This is a genomic window from Stutzerimonas stutzeri, assembly GCF_019090095.1.
In the GTDB taxonomy this organism is placed as follows: domain Bacteria; phylum Pseudomonadota; class Gammaproteobacteria; order Pseudomonadales; family Pseudomonadaceae; genus Stutzerimonas; species Stutzerimonas stutzeri_AN.
The window spans coordinates 1034315-1049226 of the sequence record NZ_JAGQFP010000002.1; the positions used below are offsets into that span (position 1 = coordinate 1034315).

Annotated in this window: 12 protein-coding genes and 1 pseudogene; 6 read left to right on the forward strand and 7 right to left on the reverse strand. The window is 60.2% G+C overall.

From position 1 onward, the window contains the following. Position 1: 1 nt before the first annotated feature. From KVO92_RS14305 to KVO92_RS14315, 3 genes are read right to left on the reverse strand one after another with little or no spacing between them, the layout of a single operon-like run. Positions 2-625, reverse strand: a complete 624-nt coding sequence (locus KVO92_RS14305; protein WP_100549883.1) for a hypothetical protein — start codon at positions 623-625, stop codon at positions 2-4. Next, the gene (locus KVO92_RS14310) at positions 622-2727 is read right to left on the reverse strand and encodes an integrase (RefSeq protein ID WP_217476240.1); all 2106 of its coding nucleotides are present in this window, start codon (positions 2725-2727) and stop codon (positions 622-624) included. The genes KVO92_RS14305 and KVO92_RS14310 overlap by 4 nt, the downstream gene beginning before the upstream one ends. Further along, entirely contained in the window at positions 2711-5008 is a 2298-nt protein-coding gene (locus tag KVO92_RS14315) for a hypothetical protein (RefSeq protein WP_217476241.1), read from the reverse strand. The genes KVO92_RS14310 and KVO92_RS14315 overlap by 17 nt, the downstream gene beginning before the upstream one ends. A 90-nt stretch (positions 5009-5098) precedes the next feature. Between KVO92_RS14315 and hrpB the strand changes: the two are divergent. Further along, positions 5099-7237: pseudogene (hrpB, locus tag KVO92_RS14320) on the forward strand (ATP-dependent helicase HrpB); the annotation flags it as partial. Between the two features lie 53 nt (positions 7238-7290). Here the strand turns inward: hrpB and KVO92_RS14325 are convergent. Beyond that, positions 7291-8034 (reverse strand): substrate-binding periplasmic protein, encoded by a 744-nt coding sequence (locus tag KVO92_RS14325; protein WP_254621441.1) that lies wholly within the window; start codon positions 8032-8034, stop codon positions 7291-7293. A 176-nt stretch (positions 8035-8210) separates the two neighbouring features. On the opposite strand from KVO92_RS14325, the gene KVO92_RS14330 reads away from it, so the two are divergent. After that, positions 8211-9053 (forward strand): SDR family oxidoreductase, encoded by an 843-nt coding sequence (locus KVO92_RS14330; protein WP_217476242.1) that lies wholly within the window; start codon positions 8211-8213, stop codon positions 9051-9053. 1 nt (position 9054) lies between these two features. On the opposite strand, the gene KVO92_RS14335 is transcribed toward KVO92_RS14330, so the two are convergent. Together KVO92_RS14335 and KVO92_RS14340 are read right to left on the reverse strand one after the other, a co-directional pair. Next, complete coding sequence (locus KVO92_RS14335; protein ID WP_217476243.1) at positions 9055-9483, reverse strand: VOC family protein; 429 nt, start codon at positions 9481-9483, stop codon at positions 9055-9057. Positions 9484-9550: 67 nt separating this feature from the next. Further along, entirely contained in the window at positions 9551-10231 is a 681-nt protein-coding gene (locus KVO92_RS14340; protein ID WP_217476244.1) for a hypothetical protein, read from the reverse strand. Between the two features lie 116 nt (positions 10232-10347). Between KVO92_RS14340 and KVO92_RS14345 the strand changes: the two genes are divergently transcribed. The 4 genes from KVO92_RS14345 to KVO92_RS14360 all read left to right on the forward strand — a co-directional run bounded on the left by KVO92_RS14345 (position 10348) and on the right by KVO92_RS14360 (position 13547). After that, entirely contained in the window at positions 10348-10821 is a 474-nt protein-coding gene (locus KVO92_RS14345) for an NYN domain-containing protein (RefSeq protein WP_217476245.1), read from the forward strand. 271 nt (positions 10822-11092) lie between these two features. Then, positions 11093-12418, forward strand: a complete 1326-nt coding sequence (locus KVO92_RS14350; protein WP_217476246.1) for a DEAD/DEAH box helicase — start codon at positions 11093-11095, stop codon at positions 12416-12418. A gap of 113 nt (positions 12419-12531) precedes the next feature. Next, positions 12532-13242, forward strand: a complete 711-nt coding sequence (locus KVO92_RS14355) for an AzlC family ABC transporter permease (RefSeq protein WP_217476247.1) — start codon at positions 12532-12534, stop codon at positions 13240-13242. Then, a complete protein-coding gene (locus KVO92_RS14360) occupies positions 13239-13547 on the forward strand; it encodes an AzlD family protein (protein WP_217476248.1) in 309 nt (102 codons plus the stop codon). The genes KVO92_RS14355 and KVO92_RS14360 overlap by 4 nt, the downstream gene beginning before the upstream one ends. Before the next feature lie 29 nt (positions 13548-13576). On the opposite strand, the gene KVO92_RS14365 is transcribed toward KVO92_RS14360, so the two are convergent. After that, positions 13577-14845 carry a TIGR03862 family flavoprotein gene (locus KVO92_RS14365; RefSeq protein WP_423836235.1) on the reverse strand — a complete coding sequence of 423 codons (1269 nt, stop codon included), beginning with the start codon at positions 14843-14845 and terminating at the stop codon, positions 13577-13579. Positions 14846-14912 lie beyond the last annotated feature (67 nt).

Here is a 14912-nt window from a genome sequence, read left to right on the forward strand (position 1 = left end):
GCTAGCCTTTGCGGTAGTCCGAGATATTGGCAACGTCCGCTATCGGAGCGTGAGCTTCGGAATAATTTTCTACTTGATTGAACGGTGGCATGCCCATGCTCAATATGGCCCGTAAAGTGTGGAGGGCATCGTGGGTCCGCTTTGCTCGGATCTTGTCGTCCGCTGCGTCGCGTATGTTGGTGAGCTGAGTCATTGACTCGGATAGTGCGCGAAGCAATATCACATTCGTCTGCCGCTGCATCTCCAGTTCCTGTTCCAGCTGCTCGACCTTTCTTGTTAACCCTGACTTGCTTCGTTTATTGGCGTGTTGCTGCCGTTTCTCCGCAAATTCAAGCGCCTCGAGAGCTTTGAGGCGTAGATCATTTAGTGCTTTGAAGCCACCAACTAGGTTTTCATTAGCATGTGTCTTCAGGCTGTTCAAGCTCATAGGGTAAGTTATTAGTGGCTCGTCTTTCTCGCTCGCTATAGATCGCTCGAGTTTTGCGAGACTTCCTTGGCTTTTTAGGGCGAGGTGGAGATCGGCATCCTTACTGAATTGCACTGGCCGTTGAATGATCTGCACAAGCAGAACATGAAGCGCCTTGACGCCGGCAGCCACTAGGCTTGCTCGCGACGCCCTGCTCATGCTGTTTCCTCAGTTAAAATCAGGCGGGCCACTACCTTGAACTTGTGGCCCTGGTGATCCGTGAAGAATTCCGGCTCGATTTCCACCCAGCCCTCAACTAGCAAGTCTTGAATCTGGTCTTCTAGATCATGGGTATCTATCAGATTGAAGTCTTCTGTCCCGTGCCGTTTCTTGAGTAATTCGGCGAGGGCGAGGTAATTCTCAACATTGCCCATATGCAGTTGTTCGGCTACATAGTGTGCCTTGGCACTGGCTAACACGGATCCGTCGGTTGATTCGGTAATGTAATGGTAGACATGCTTTGGATCCGCATGTCCCAGCATCCATTGCAGCGTGTCGAGTTTGGCGAAACTGCCGCAGTAAAAGAACAACATTGCAAAAAAACGACGCATTTGGTGCTGGCGGAAATAGTATCGCTCACCAGCTGCGTTTAGAGGTGTTTCGAAATAGTCACAGAACATGTCGAGGTTGCGGTTGTACACGGTAACGGACGATTCCGTGAGATTCGGTGCGCCTGTTACAGTAGGAACGGCGAAAAGGGTTTTAAGCTTACGGATGTAACCTATCCGTTGCAGAACCTTCTGCATCCTAATGAGAGTCTTTACCATGTCTACGGCTATGGGTTCGATGGGGCGCGCTTGCCTGCGACGATGACCGAAGAGGTGGCGAGTGCTCTTTGCGTTTTTAAACATGAGCCACGTCTCAGTTTCGTCAAGGCAATCGGCTGCTTTTAATTCATACAACTCGCTAGCGCGTCGGGCCATAAGCACGCCAATAGTCAACTGTATGCACCCGATGTAAACCATTATGAGTTCATATAGACCAGAATTGCGTCTTAGGTTTTCGAAATACTCGTTTTTTTTACCCTTCACGTTGGAGCGAGTTTTGGACTTGGCTGAACCACGCACACGAGTCGAAAGACATAGTCTATTTACTCCCAGAGATGCCAGTTTTTGACCAACTAGATATTGTACCTCTTCATGCGTAAGAGAGCTTGGAGATATGTTGCGCTTGCGGCACTCGAGTGCAACTCGACAGAAAGCTTTAGTGATTTCTTGTCCGTGATCGAGGTGGAACTCTATCGCTTGACGTACAGCCTTGAATACGATGTCGGACGGAACAGTGCGAAACCTACCCAGGGTCGACAAATCAGGCATATAGCGTTCAGCCTCAATTAGGGCCTCTAGGGGAGGGCTTGGAAGCGGGATTTCATGTAACAACCCAAGGCTGTATAAAGTTGAACGATAGAAATAGTAGGTATTGTCTATCATTCTCTCATGCTGCCCACTTTTTACGGGCGCACTTCGGTATTCCTTTTTAAAAGTACTGGTGTCACTGTTGAAGCAGAGGATTGGGTGAACGGGCTTGGCGAGGCTCTTGCCTCGTAGGGTATCATGGTAAATATCCTGGGCGAGCAAAAAGGTATTCGGCTGTTTGCCATAGGGAACTTGGTTGTGATAGAAATTTCTTAAGTATAGAGCCGCCCGTACCTGAGGAATTAGGTCATAAGATATTCCTAGTATGTCATCGTCCAATTGCTCATTAGTGATCAATCCAATTTCTGGAAGGCTCTTCAGTACGATTGAGATCTCGTTGGAATCGGTGCGTTTAACTAAATCAAGGCAGTATTCGCGTGCTCGATTAGTCCAATTGTATATTGACTCTGTAGTATGTGGGGTTGATGCTATCGTCTCTAGAATTTCAATTAAGTTACTACTCGTAAGCCCGCCAAGTCCATGAGAGGATAGCTTGTAGCGTTTGCTATTTATGAGCAGTAAGTCAATGATATGACAAGCAGCGCGAAAGCGCTTGTGCTGCTGTCGCTGACCTTTCGCTTCTGCAAGAAAACTGGAAGAAATGCGTGTGCAAGACGTCAAGTAATACTTGAAGCTGTCGAGCAGTTGTTTGTGTCTGGATTCCGTAAGAGTGCTTCCGTCATCCAATACTACCCTCCAGTCAAGCTCTTTATATGTTTTGAATTCAAAGCTAATCCTCCACACTGGATCATCGAAGTCGCTGAGAAGCCAACAGGCCGATCGATATTCTTCTTTAGCCTTGATTAGAAAAGGCGAAAGAAAATCGAGTTCAGGGGGTAGATGCATAGATCAGATGCTCCATGTGTGAAGCGCTGACGTGCTTTCGCGCGATGTGTAGGTGATCTTGAAGGTCACTGTTGTAGCCATCTTCAATCTCTCGTACTACCAAGTCGGTGAAATTCGACCAGTAAATAGCTTTAGAGCACAGTTTGGACGGGGTGCTAGCGCTGCAAACGGCTTCTTTTAATGAAAGGAGGGCAGTAAGCACTCCGCTGTCGATCGAGATAAGTACACGATCAGCCTGGTCAATATGCTGGATGTCCCGCTGTTTTGAATCCGCCATTTTCATGTGCTCGGGGTTCCGGATATGATCTGGAATTTCTCGTAGAGCATGGTGTTTTAGGAACTCATGAAGTTCCTCCATGTTTTGGAATCTTGCGACTTCTAGTAAGCGAGGGCTGTCCTTCATGGCTTCGCAAATAATGCCGCGCTGGAAAATTCGAATCCATCGGGTCTGGAAAAATGCAAGGATAGGTTCCGGTAGGTAACTACTCAGCAAAGAAGAGTTATATCCAGTATGCCCGATAGCCTTAGCCATAGTTTCTACGCTGTTAGTCTTTAGGTAAACTTCAACTCCACTGGATGCTCGCAGCGATGTCACCGAAACACGTGAAATAAACTCTCGGATGGTGTTTTCGTCTCGGCCAGAAATAGTTGAAAATTCGTCAATTATCTGCTGGTGACGATCTATCATGCATGGCTTGATCTTGAATATCTTCGGCTTTTTTGGATAACAGATGGCTCGCTGGCAGTGAATAAATAAATACCGCCATGCATTATCGTCTGCATTGCGAAGTTCTTCCCGAAGGGGTTCAGTTAGTGAAATTACTCGGCGAACCCATACGGCCTGCCGAGGAGTAAGGTCGATTTTTTGCTCACTCAATTTGCCTCCTTTGCGATCTTTGTATCCAATAAGTTGATAGCCGCTGTCTGTCTTCAGGAATCCAGAAAGATTTCCCCGTTTGTCGTAGAGCTCGAGGTTATCGAAGAAGCTTTCTGTCAAGCAGGGATGATGGTAAGTGAGTAGCAACTGCAGGGCGAAGAAGTCGCTGGGTTTGGGGAGGGCAAATAATTTGGCTGCATCATCTTTCGTTGTTTGCCAAAGAATCTTGTTTGCATGCTCTCTAAGATAAGCTAGCCCAAATTTTTTGAATGTTGCACATAAGTTGTTCTCTCCGACTTCATTGATGCTTGCAAGTCGTCGGCTTATTTTTGTGATTGGTGTCCCTGTGAGCGAAAGTTGATCTCGATTGATTTGTTTCTTGCGGATGCTAAAGAGTCGTTTTTCAGCCCATTTCACTACTATCTGGTTATCTTCTAGGATTCTTTTAAATATTATTTCTATTGCTTCGGAGTCGGTTAGCTGCAGCGGTACGGAAGTTATGAGCTTGTCTTTAACAATGGTGCCATCAGCTGTCGTTCTGAGATTGGTATGGGAGCCAGGCGTAGAGGCGGAAGTCGGGCGCGGTAACTCACCAGCGAATGGCCGGGTCCAAATTCCCGATTGGATGAACGCCTCATCTATAGTATGGATGAACTTCGCATAGGAACGCGTCCGATTTGCGATGTCAGTACCTACTTCCAGTGCTTGCTTGAAGTTGAAGAGTAAGTAATCGATGAAGAGATTCTTGATCTGCATAGGGTGCTGGAAACTGGTACTGGGCCAGCGCTCAGCATTTTGTGAGAGAAAGAGCAAAAACAAATTGAAGTCAGAGTGCGCAGGTGCAAGATGTTTTTGCGCATTCTGGCGATAGTTCTTATAAATCTCTTCGGCAAACTCCTCGCCGTGGGAGTTCCAGATTAGGTTGATCGGAATGAAGCTGATTGCTTCTTTGCGGCCTTGAACAGGCCAGCCATTCCAGTAGCGAACTGACTTTGCGTCGAGGTGCTGCTTTTCCTGCTCCCAAACGTGCTGGTTGTAACGGGGATAAACCTGCATTCGAGATAAGGAGGGCAAAAGTGGGATCTCCTTACGCATTTCATCCAACAGCATGACGAATCCCCTGGCGTAGCGCTGTCTGCTCGTACCGTTTAGGACGAGCAGAGATTGGTCGGCTAACGATCCGAGAAAGCCTTTCATGACATTAAGAAATGATGGGGAGGAGAGAGACAGATAAGTGATCACGGTGCCGGTGACTTGGCAGTAGGCTTCGAAGACCTTCACGAGGTGAGTAGCTTTTTCCGCAGCGTTGATCGCGGCGCAACGCTGCATGAGGTCCACGACATCTGGAGGTATGACGCTAAAGCGATAGTTCACCAACGACTGCATATGTTTGATGACTGTCAAAGATTTATCCTTGAGATTATTTCCATGAAATGCCCGGAATAGAAGGATACTGGAAGAGTTTGACAACATCTGGCAAGTGGCAAAGTGCTTGAGCGCAGCCTGGACGCCGATCTGGCCCTGGCGTTGACCCTCAATGCGCGCGTGCTGCTGCGCGACGAACCGCTCAAGCTGCTGCTGATGTCCGCCACCCTCGAGGGCGCGCGGCTGTCGAGTCTGCTGGAGGACGCGCCGGTGGTGCGCAGCGAGGGGCGCATGTACCCCGTTGTGCAGCGCTGGGGGCGACCATTCCAGGCTGGCGAACGCATCGAGCCACGCGTGGTGCAGACGATCCTGCAGGCGCTGGATGAGCAAGCCGGCAGCGTGCTGGTGTTTCTGCCGGGGCAGGCCGAGATTCGTCGCGTGAACGACGCCCTGGCCGAGCAGCTGGCGGGTCGAGACGAGGTGATGCTGTGCCCGTTGCACGGCGAGCTCGAGCTGGCGGCCCAGCGCGCGGCCATCGAGCCGGCGCCGGCCGGCAAACGCAAGGTGGTGCTGGCGACCAATATCGCCGAGACCAGCCTGACCATCGAGGGCGTACGCGTGGTGGTCGATGCCGGCCTGGCGCGGGTGCCGCGGTTCGACCCGGGCAGCGGCATGACGCGGCTGGAAACCCGGCGCATCTCGCGTGCCTCGGCGACCCAGCGTGCCGGGCGGGCAGGGCGCCTGGAGCCTGGTGCCTGCTACCGGCTCTGGTCCGAAGACCAACATGCGCAGCTGGCGGCCTATGGCGATGCCGAAATCCTGCAGGCGGATCTGGCCGGCGTAGCGTTGCAGTTGGCGCGTTGGGGGGCCGAGCCAGACGAGCTGGCGTGGCTCGATGCGCCGCCTGCCGCCGCTTACGCCCAAGCGCAGGATCTGCTCGAGCGGCTCGGGGCGCTCAGCCGCACGGCGCGTGGATCCTGGCAACTGACTGCCCACGGGCAGGCCATGGCCGAACTGCCAGCACACCCGCGTATCGCCCATCTCCTGTTGCGCGGCCAGGCACTGGGGCTGGCATCGCTGGCGGCCGATATCGCCGCCTTGCTGGTCGAGCGCGATATCCAACGTACCGGCGGCGCGGACATCTCGACCCGTCTCGGGCTGCTCGATGGCAGTGCGGGCCGGCACGCAGGCGCGCAGCGGGTGCGGCAGCTCGCCCGGCAATTTCGTGGCTTGCTGCGTGGCCCGACGGTTCCGGCCCCGGCGGATGCGTCGGATCACCGTTGGCACGGCGCGCTGCTGGCGTTCGCCTATCCCGACCGCATCGCCCGCCAGCGTCGGGAAGGGGGTGGTGAATACCGCCTGGCCAACGGCCGCGCGGCGGTATTCGGTGAGCCGGATGCGCTGATGAAGGAACCCTGGCTGGTGATCGCCGAATTGGGCAGTCGCCAGGGCCAGCGTGAGGAGCGCATCTACCGCGCCGCCGCGCTGGATCCAGCACTGTTCGATGACGTGCTGGCCGAGCAGGTCGGCGTGCGCGACGAGCTGGAGTGGGACGAGCGTGAAGGTGTGCTGCGGGCCGAGCGGCAGCGGCGTGTTGGCGAGCTGGTGCTCAGCCGTGAACCGCTGCCGGGCCTGGACGAGGAGGCGCGCGGTCGCGCCCTGCTCGGGCTGGTGCGGCGCAAGGGCCTGGAGCTGCTGCCGTGGACGCCGGAGCTGCGCCAGTGGCAGGCGCGCATAGCGCTGCTCAGGCAGATCGACCTGGCCTCCGCCGGGGCGAGCGACTGGCCGGACGTCAGCGATGAGGCGCTTGTGGCGCGACTCGAAGAGTGGCTGCTGCCGTATCTGGGCAAGGTCTCGCGGCTGGCGCACTTCGCCGCGCTGGACCTGCGCGGCATGCTCGCCACGCTACTGCCCTGGCCGCTGCCCCAGCGTCTCGACGAGCTCGCGCCGCTGGCCATCGAGGTGCCTTCGGGGTCGCGGATCCGGCTCGATTACAGCGAGTCGCCGCCGGTGCTGGCGGTACGCTTGCAGGAATTGTTCGGCCTGGCCGATACGCCGCGCATCGCCGGTGGCCGTCAGGTGGTCAAGCTGCACCTGCTGTCGCCGGCGCGTAGGCCGGTGCAGGTCACGCAGGATCTGGCCAGCTTCTGGGCCAACACCTACCTGGACGTGAAGAAGGACTTGAAGGGTCGCTATCCGAAACACTACTGGCCAGACGATCCGCTGATCGCCGAACCGACCGCGCGGGCCAAGCCGCGCGGGACCTGACACCTGCCAGGTACGCTTCGCCCGCAGCCTGTGGCGGAGCGCTCCCGCACGTCTTATTCCGGCAGGCTGACGTCCTGGCCGGCCGCCACCAGCTCGGCATAGGCGCGATCCAGGGCATCGACGATGGTCCTGCTGTCATCGGCATGGCGCGAGACGATGAAGCGAACGGCCAGCTTCTGTAGCTCGACATGCCGCAGTTCGGGCATCGCCAGATGCTGTACGGTCTGGTTGACCGGCACTGCATAGTCGAGCAGGTAGTTGGCGCGGTGATGCTTGAGCATTTCCAGCGCCGAGGCGTGGTTGCTGGTGCGGTGCAGGCGAATCTTCAGTGTCGGGTCCGACAGCATCCGGTTCACCTGCGGCCAGTAGTTATAGCCACCGATGACGATCACCCCCCGCTTGCGCAGACTTTCCGGCACCTCGGGCGTTGGCGTGTCGGCCCGGTAGTAGAGGTTGAGGCTGATCTGGCCGAGGGTTTCACGGCCTTCGAGGGTGTCGGCCCGTAGCTCCGGTTTCCCCGGGGCGCCCGGCCAGAGATCGATGGTGCCATCCTTCAGGGCCGCATACAGGCGCGCGCTGGGCAGGCCGCGAAAGCGTGCCTGATAGCCGGCATGCTCGAGGACGCGACGGGTGAGCTCCACCACCGGTCCCTTTGCCCGCCCTTGCGAGTCGCTGTAGATTGCCGGCGGGAAATCGTAGTAGCCGACGGTCAGGGTGCGTGGCCGGCCGGCGTCGCTCGCCGCCGAGCAAGGGCCTGCCAGCGCCGCCACACACGCCATCCAGAATAAAGGCTTCAAGGTAATTCACTGCCCTTTGTGGTTGAGCACGCCCAAGCATGGCCGCCGCGGGCGGGCCTGTCCACAAGCTGGCGGTCCCGGATGGGGGCGGCTTGGCGGCAAGCTGGCTATGCTGGACGTTGGGGCGCCTCGGTCGTGGCAGGCGAGGCCGTCATCAATTTCGGGTGGAGCAGTTCATGTATCGCAAGGTATTCGCCAGTAAGGTGTTCGACCGCAAGGTGGTGCTGATTACCGGTGGCTGCGCCGGAATCGGCCGCGCGCTGGCCGAGCGCATGGCCCAGGCCGGTGCGCGTCTGGTGATCTTCGACCTCGAGCAGAACGCCCTCGACGGACTGGTGCAGCACCTGGTCGATCACCACAACGCCGATGCGCTGGGGTTGCGCTGCGACGTGTCGGATGCCACCGCGGTGCAGCAGGCCGTCGCGCTGGTGATCGAGCGCTTCGGGGGCATCGATGTGCTGATCAATAACGCGGGGATCACCCACCGCAGCCGCGTCGCCGAAACCAGCCTGGCGGTGTTCGAACGGATCATGGCGGTCAACTTCTACGGCGCGCTGCACTGCACCCAGGCGGCGTTGCCGAGCCTGATCGCACGGGGCGGGCAGATCATCGTGCTCAGCTCGCTGTCGCAATACGCCCCGGTTCCCGATCGTGGCGCCTACAACGCCAGCAAACACGCGCTGCATGGGTTGTTCGAGACACTGCGCAGCGAACTGACCGACACAGAGGTCAACGTCATGCTGGTCTGCCCCGGCTATACCGCGACCGATCTGCGCAAGAACGTGCTGATCGGCGATGGCTCCACGGCGCCGCAACCGGTACTGGCGGTCGGGCGCGTGGCATCGCCGAAGGACGTCGCCGAGTCGATCTACCAGGGCGCCTTGAAGCGGCGCAAGCTACTGATCCTGTCCAACCTCGACTGGCGGGCACGGCTGGTGGCGCGTTGCTTCCCGCGGCTGTTCGAGCACCTGCTGCTGCCGCGTCTGGCCGGCGCCCGGGTGTCGGCGGACGCGCGCTGACTCAGTCAGCATCGCCGTAGAGTTTCTGGATCAACTCGAGGTCCCAGTAGGCGGCCTCGATTTTGTGGCCATCGAGGTCACGCACGAAACAACCGTAATAGGGCTCTCCGTATTCTTCGCGCGGGCCCGGCGCGCCTTCATCCGTTGCGCCAGCGGCGAGCGCGGCGCGATGGAAGGCATCGACCGAAGCCTTGTCGGCGGCGAAGAAACCGATATGGGTGCCATTGCCGACCGTGGCCGGTTGGCCGTCTATCGGTGTCTGCAACCAGAACTCCGGATACTCGCGGCCCCAGGCGATCGCGCCCGGGTGGGCCATGATGCGCTTGCAGCCCAGGGTGGCGAGCGCCTGGTCGTAGAAGCTGGCGGCTTGTTCGAAGCGGTTGCTGCCGAGGGAGACGTGGGACAGGATGCTGGGGTTCTGGCTGGCCATGACGTGCTCTGCGAAAGGGACGGGCCAGCAAGCTTAGTCCGGGCGATTGCCCTGCGCCGCCCGGCCGTCAGCTTTTCTCGTCGAGCCCGGGCTCTGCAGCGGTGCAGAGCATGAAGCAGCGGAACAGCACCACGGTCGCCAGCAGTTGCAGCAACCCGACGGCGCTGTCGACCACCACGTTCAAGGGGCCTGCAGACGCGGGCTCGGTCCAGAGCTGCGCCGCCAGCCAGGCCTCGAGCAGCCACAACGGCAGGAGCACGGCGAGGATGCAGCCGAGCAACAGCAGGAAATGGCCGCGTGTCTGCATGAAGCTCTGCTTCAGTGCCTCCAGTGGCGTCAGGCCACGTAGCACCAGCAGGTACTCGGCGAAGGCGATCTTGACCATCACCCACAGGCCCGGCAGCACGAACAGCGAGGCGCCGAGCATGATCAGCAGCGTACCCAGCCCGGCCAGTACCGCCAGGGACGGCCAGAGCGGCAGGGCGCGTTTCAGCACTTCGCGCGGCGGCGGTGAGTAGCCGCGGCTGCGGGCGTCGAGAAACAGGATCAACGCGCCGATGTAGAGCGGGTAGAACACCATGCCGATCAACAGGTCCTGCGCCGCGGGTGCGTTCTCGCCGAACAGCCGGCTGACGACCACCCGGGTGCAGCTTTCCAGCACGATCAGTGGCAGACAGAGGCGTGCGATGGACAGCAGATTGCGGGAGTAGAAGAACCAGGCGTCACGGAGGATGGACAGGACATTCATCGCAGGCGGAACAACTCTCGAAGAACAGGGCAGGCACTTTAGCCCAAGCAACCGATCGGCGACATGCGTGACGTTGCCGTCCATACTGTTTGCCCTTTCACCGCTCGGGTCGCCGCGTGAAGAAGATCGCCCTGTTTGCCGATGTGCAGAACCTTTATTACACGGTGCGCCAGGCCCATGGCTGCCATTTCAACTATGCCGCCCTGTGGGCAGACGTCAGCGCACGGGGTGAGATCGTCGAGGCTTACGCCTATGCGATCGAGCGGGGCGACGCCAAGCAGCAGCAGTTCCAGCAGATCCTGCGCAATCTGGGTTTCACCGTGAAGCTCAAACCCTATATCCAGCGCAGCGATGGTTCGGCGAAAGGCGACTGGGATGTCGGCATCACCATCGATGTGCTGGACGCGGCCGGACGGGTCGACGAAGTGGTGCTGGCCTCCGGCGACGGCGATTTCGATCTGTTGCTCGAGCGGGTGCGCGCTGGCGGCGCCGAGGCGACGGTCTACGGCGCACCGGGGCTGACGGCCAACTCGCTGATTCGTGCCGCCAGCCGATACGTGCCCATCGAAGGCAAGCTGCTGTTGCGCTAGTAGCTGTGGAACGTCGTGAGCCCGAGCGCCGCGTTTGTCGCCAGGTTCGACCTCATCGCACGCTGATGGGCTCCGGCTGTAGGTCGGGTCACGCCTTACCGACCCGACGGCCGGAGAAACGGTGGATGTAAACAGCGACATCCACCCTACGCTTGGCTTCCAGCTTCCAGCTTCCAGCTTCCAGCTTCCAGCTTCCAGCTTCCAGCTTCCAGCTTCCAGCTTCCTTTCCGAGTAAACTGCGCCCCTCGTTTTCGTATTCCCGGTTCCTGCCATGACCTTCGCCTCCCTGGGCCTGATCGATCCGCTGCTGCGCACCCTCGAATCGCTCGATTACACCAAGCCGACGCCGGTCCAGGCCAAGGCCATTCCCGCTGTGCTCAAGGGCCGCGACCTGATGGCTGCGGCGCAGACCGGTACCGGCAAGACCGCCGGTTTCGCGTTGCCGCTGTTGCAGCGCCTGCTTCAGGAAGGCCCGCAGGTGACCAGCAATTCGACCCGCGCGCTGGTGCTGGTGCCGACCCGTGAGCTGGCCGAGCAGGTCCACGAGAGCTTTCGCACCTACGGGCAGCACCTGCCGCTGCGCAGCTACGCGGTCTACGGCGGCGTCAGTCTCAATCCGCAGATGATGGCGTTGCGCAAGGGCGTCGACGTACTGGTCGCCACGCCCGGCCGGCTGCTGGACCTGTACCGGCAGAACGCCGTCAAGTTCACCCAGGTACAGGCGCTGGTGCTGGATGAGGCCGACCGCATGCTTGACCTGGGCTTTTCCGAAGAGCTGGATGCACTGTTCAGCGCCTTGCCGAAAAAACGCCAGACACTGCTGTTCTCCGCCACCTTCTCCGATGCGATTCGGCAGATGGCGCAGAAGCTGCTGCGCGATCCGCTGTCCATCGAGGTCAGCCCGCGCAATGCCGCCGCCAAGACGGTCAAGCAGTGGCTGGTGCCGGTGGACAAGAAGCGCAAGTCCGAGCTGTTCCTGCATCTGCTGGCGGAAAAGCGCTGGGGCCAGGTGCTGGTGTTCGTCAAGACGCGCAAGGGCGTCAATCAGCTGGTGGCTGAACTGCAGGCCGCCGGTATCAGCAGCGATGCGATCCATGGCGATAAACCCCAGGCCTCACGGCTGCGTGCGCTGGAGCGCTTCAAGGCTGGCGACGTGCAGATCCTGGTGGCCACCGACGTCGCCGCACGCGGCCTGGATATCCACGACCTGCCGCAGGTGGTCAACTTCGACCTGCCGATCGTCGCCGAAGACTATGTCCATCGCATCGGCCGCACGGGACGTGCCGGTGCCACCGGCGAGGCGGTCTCGCTGGTGGCCGCCGATGAGGTGGATCAGCTGGCGGCCATCGAAACCCTGATCGGCCAGGTGCTGCCGCGCCATGACGAGCCGGGCTTTGTCCCTGACCACCGCGTGCCGACCACACAGCCCGGCGGGCAGATCGTCAAGAAACCGAAAAAACCGAAGCAGCCAAAGGCCGGCGCCGCCAAGGGGCGTATCCACCTGGGTAACTGGTTCGACGAAAGCGAAAAACCCAACGCCAAACCGATCCGCAAGGTGCCGAGCCTGGGCGGCGGCAAGCCAGCCAAGAAGCGTTAGCCAGACGGCGGGCCCAGGTCGCACCGGGCGGTCGGGTTTGGCCATACTGGGCAAGGGTCGCTGACCGTTGCGCCCGTATTCTGATCATCCCGCGTAGGGCAAGAGAGGTGGTTTTGTCGAATGCCGATGCCCAGTTGCATGAACTGAGTGCTCAGAGCGTCTGGGCCGGGTTCAAGCAGCTGACTCCCATTTCGCTGTTCGTGATCGTTTTTGGTCTCGCATTCGGGCTGGCGGCAACGCAGGCCGGGCTGGGGGATGGCTCCAGCTTGCTGATGAGCGCGCTGGTGTTCGCCGGCGCATCGCAGTTCGCATCGCTCGAACTCTGGGGCACGCATGTCCCGGTGTTGCCGCTGGTGGTCACCGTGTTTGCCGTCAATGCCCGACACCTGTTGATGGGGGCCACGCTGTATCCCTATCTGCGGCATCTACCGCCGACCCAGCGCTATGCGGTCATGTTCGTCGTTTCGGATGCCAATTGGGCGATGTCCATGCAGGCCTTCGGTCAGGGCAAGCCGGGCTTGGGCATTCTCTTCGGCGGTGGACTGGCGCTCTGGACATTCTGGGTGCTGGGCACCTGGCTGGGACTCTACTTCGGCAGCGCCATCCAGGATCCGGTCAGTCTGGGGCTGGACATGGTGATGGGCTGCTTCCTCCTGGCCATGGTAGTCGGTGGCAAGAAGGACCTGCGGATGCTGATCATCTGGATCGTCGCAGGCTGCGCGTCGATGCTGGCGTACTGGTACCTGCCACCTAACAGCCACGTGGTGGTCGGTGCGCTGGCCGGCGGCCTGCTTGGGGCCTTGTGGATGGAGAACGCGAAGTGACCTTGGAAACCGCAGGATCCGGCGCGCTGGTGATCATCCTGGTCATGGCCGTGGTTACCCTGGTGACGCGCTGGGGCGGTGTGTTCGTCATGTCGTTCGTCCCCATCAACCGCAGGACCGAGCAGTTCATCGGGGCGATGTCCGGTTCGGTGCTGGTGGCACTGCTGACGCCGATGGCGGTGAACGGTGACAACGGTGCGCGATTGGCGTTTCTGGTGACGGCCGTGACCATGCTGCTGCTCAAGAAGCCGCTCCCGGCGATTGCCGCCGGGATCGTTGCCGTGGCGCTGTTCAGGCAGCTCTGAGCTTCACTGTTGCCGTGGTTGCCGTCGCCTCAGCCGCGCGCTTCACGTTCCGCTAGCCAGCGCAGCATGCCGACCGCCGCGGCACGTCCGCTGGCGAAGCAGGCGGTGAGCAGGTAGCCGCCCGTGGGGGCTTCCCAGTCGAGCATTTCGCCGGCGCAGAACACACCCGGGAGCTGGTGCAGCATCAAGCCCTGGTCCAGGGCCTCGAACGGCACCCCTCCGGCGCTGCTGATCGCTTCGTCCAGCGGGCGGGCACGCAGCAGTGAGATCGGCAACGCCTTGATCGCGCTAGCCAGACGCGGCGCGTCATCGAAGACGTCCGCGGGCGCCAGCTCTCTGAGCAACCCGGCTTTGACGCCGTCGAGGCCCAGCTGGCGCTTGAGGTGCTTGGCCATGGAGTGCGAGCCGCGAGGCTTGGCGAGCGCACGGGTGATCTTGTCCAGCGAATGGTCCGGCAGGAGGTCCAGCGTGACCGTGGCGCGGCCATGACGCTCGATCGCTTGGCGGATCTCGGCCGACAGCGCATAGACCAGGCTGCCTTCGATGCCGCTGGCGGTGATGACGAATTCGCCCCTGCGTGGAGCCCCCCCGGCGAGCGCGAGGCTGACGGTTTTCAGCGGCGCGCCAGCGAACCGTTGCTGCAGATGTGGACTCCAGCCCTCCACGTCGAAGCCGCAGTTGGCCGGCCGCAAGGGGGAGAGGGCGATGCCGCGTTCGGCCAGCAGCGGCACCCAGGCGCCATCGGAGCCCAGGCGCGCCCAGCTGCCACCGCCCAGGGCCAGCAAGACGGCGTCGGCGCCGATGGTGAATTCGCCGTCCGGCCCTTTCAGGCGCAGGCGACTGTCATCCTGCCAGCCCAGCCAGCGGTGGCGCGTATGGATCTGTGCGCCCGCATCACGCAGCCGGCGCAGCCAGGCCCGCAGCAGCGGGGCGGCCTTCATGTCGGTGGGGAAGACGCGCCCGGAAGTGCCGACGAAGGTATCGATGCCCAGCCCGTGGATCCATTCACGCAATGACTCGGGGCCGAAGGCCTCGAGCAGCGGACGCAGGGCTTGGGCGCGCTCGCGGTAACGTGCCACGAAGGGCTCGAACGCTTCGGAATGGGTGATGTTCATGCCGCCGACGCCAGCCAGCAGAAACTTGCGGCCCACAGAGGGCATGGCGTCGTAGAGGTCGACCGCGACGCCGGCCTGGCTCAGCACTTCGGCGGCCATCAATCCGGCGGGGCCGCCGCCGATGATGGCGACGCGGGGTTCAGCGAAAGGCATGGTGACAGCCGGCAGTTGCGAGGCGGGCATTGTAGCGGCTGGGCCGGTCACCGGTCATGCGCGCCACTGGGCCGGGGCCGCCTGGGTTGAGAGGGCA

Excerpts from the sequence above, each read along its gene's own strand:
- KVO92_RS14305 (WP_100549883.1), bottom strand. The coding sequence starts at position 625 with ATGAGCAGGGCGTCGCGAGCAAGCCTAGTGGCTGCCGGCGTCAAGGCG.
- KVO92_RS14310 (WP_217476240.1), bottom strand. The coding sequence starts at position 2,727 with ATGCATCTACCCCCTGAACTCGATTTTCTTTCGCCTTTTCTAATCAAG.
- KVO92_RS14330 (WP_217476242.1), top strand. The coding sequence starts at position 8,211 with ATGTATCGCAAGGTATTCGCCAGTAAGGTGTTCGACCGCAAGGTGGTG.
- KVO92_RS14335 (WP_217476243.1), bottom strand. The coding sequence starts at position 9,483 with ATGGCCAGCCAGAACCCCAGCATCCTGTCCCACGTCTCCCTCGGCAGC.
- KVO92_RS14340 (WP_217476244.1), bottom strand. The coding sequence starts at position 10,231 with ATGAATGTCCTGTCCATCCTCCGTGACGCCTGGTTCTTCTACTCCCGC.
- KVO92_RS14350 (WP_217476246.1), top strand. The coding sequence starts at position 11,093 with ATGACCTTCGCCTCCCTGGGCCTGATCGATCCGCTGCTGCGCACCCTC.
- KVO92_RS14365 (WP_423836235.1), bottom strand. The coding sequence starts at position 14,845 with ATGCCCGCCTCGCAACTGCCGGCTGTCACCATGCCTTTCGCTGAACCC.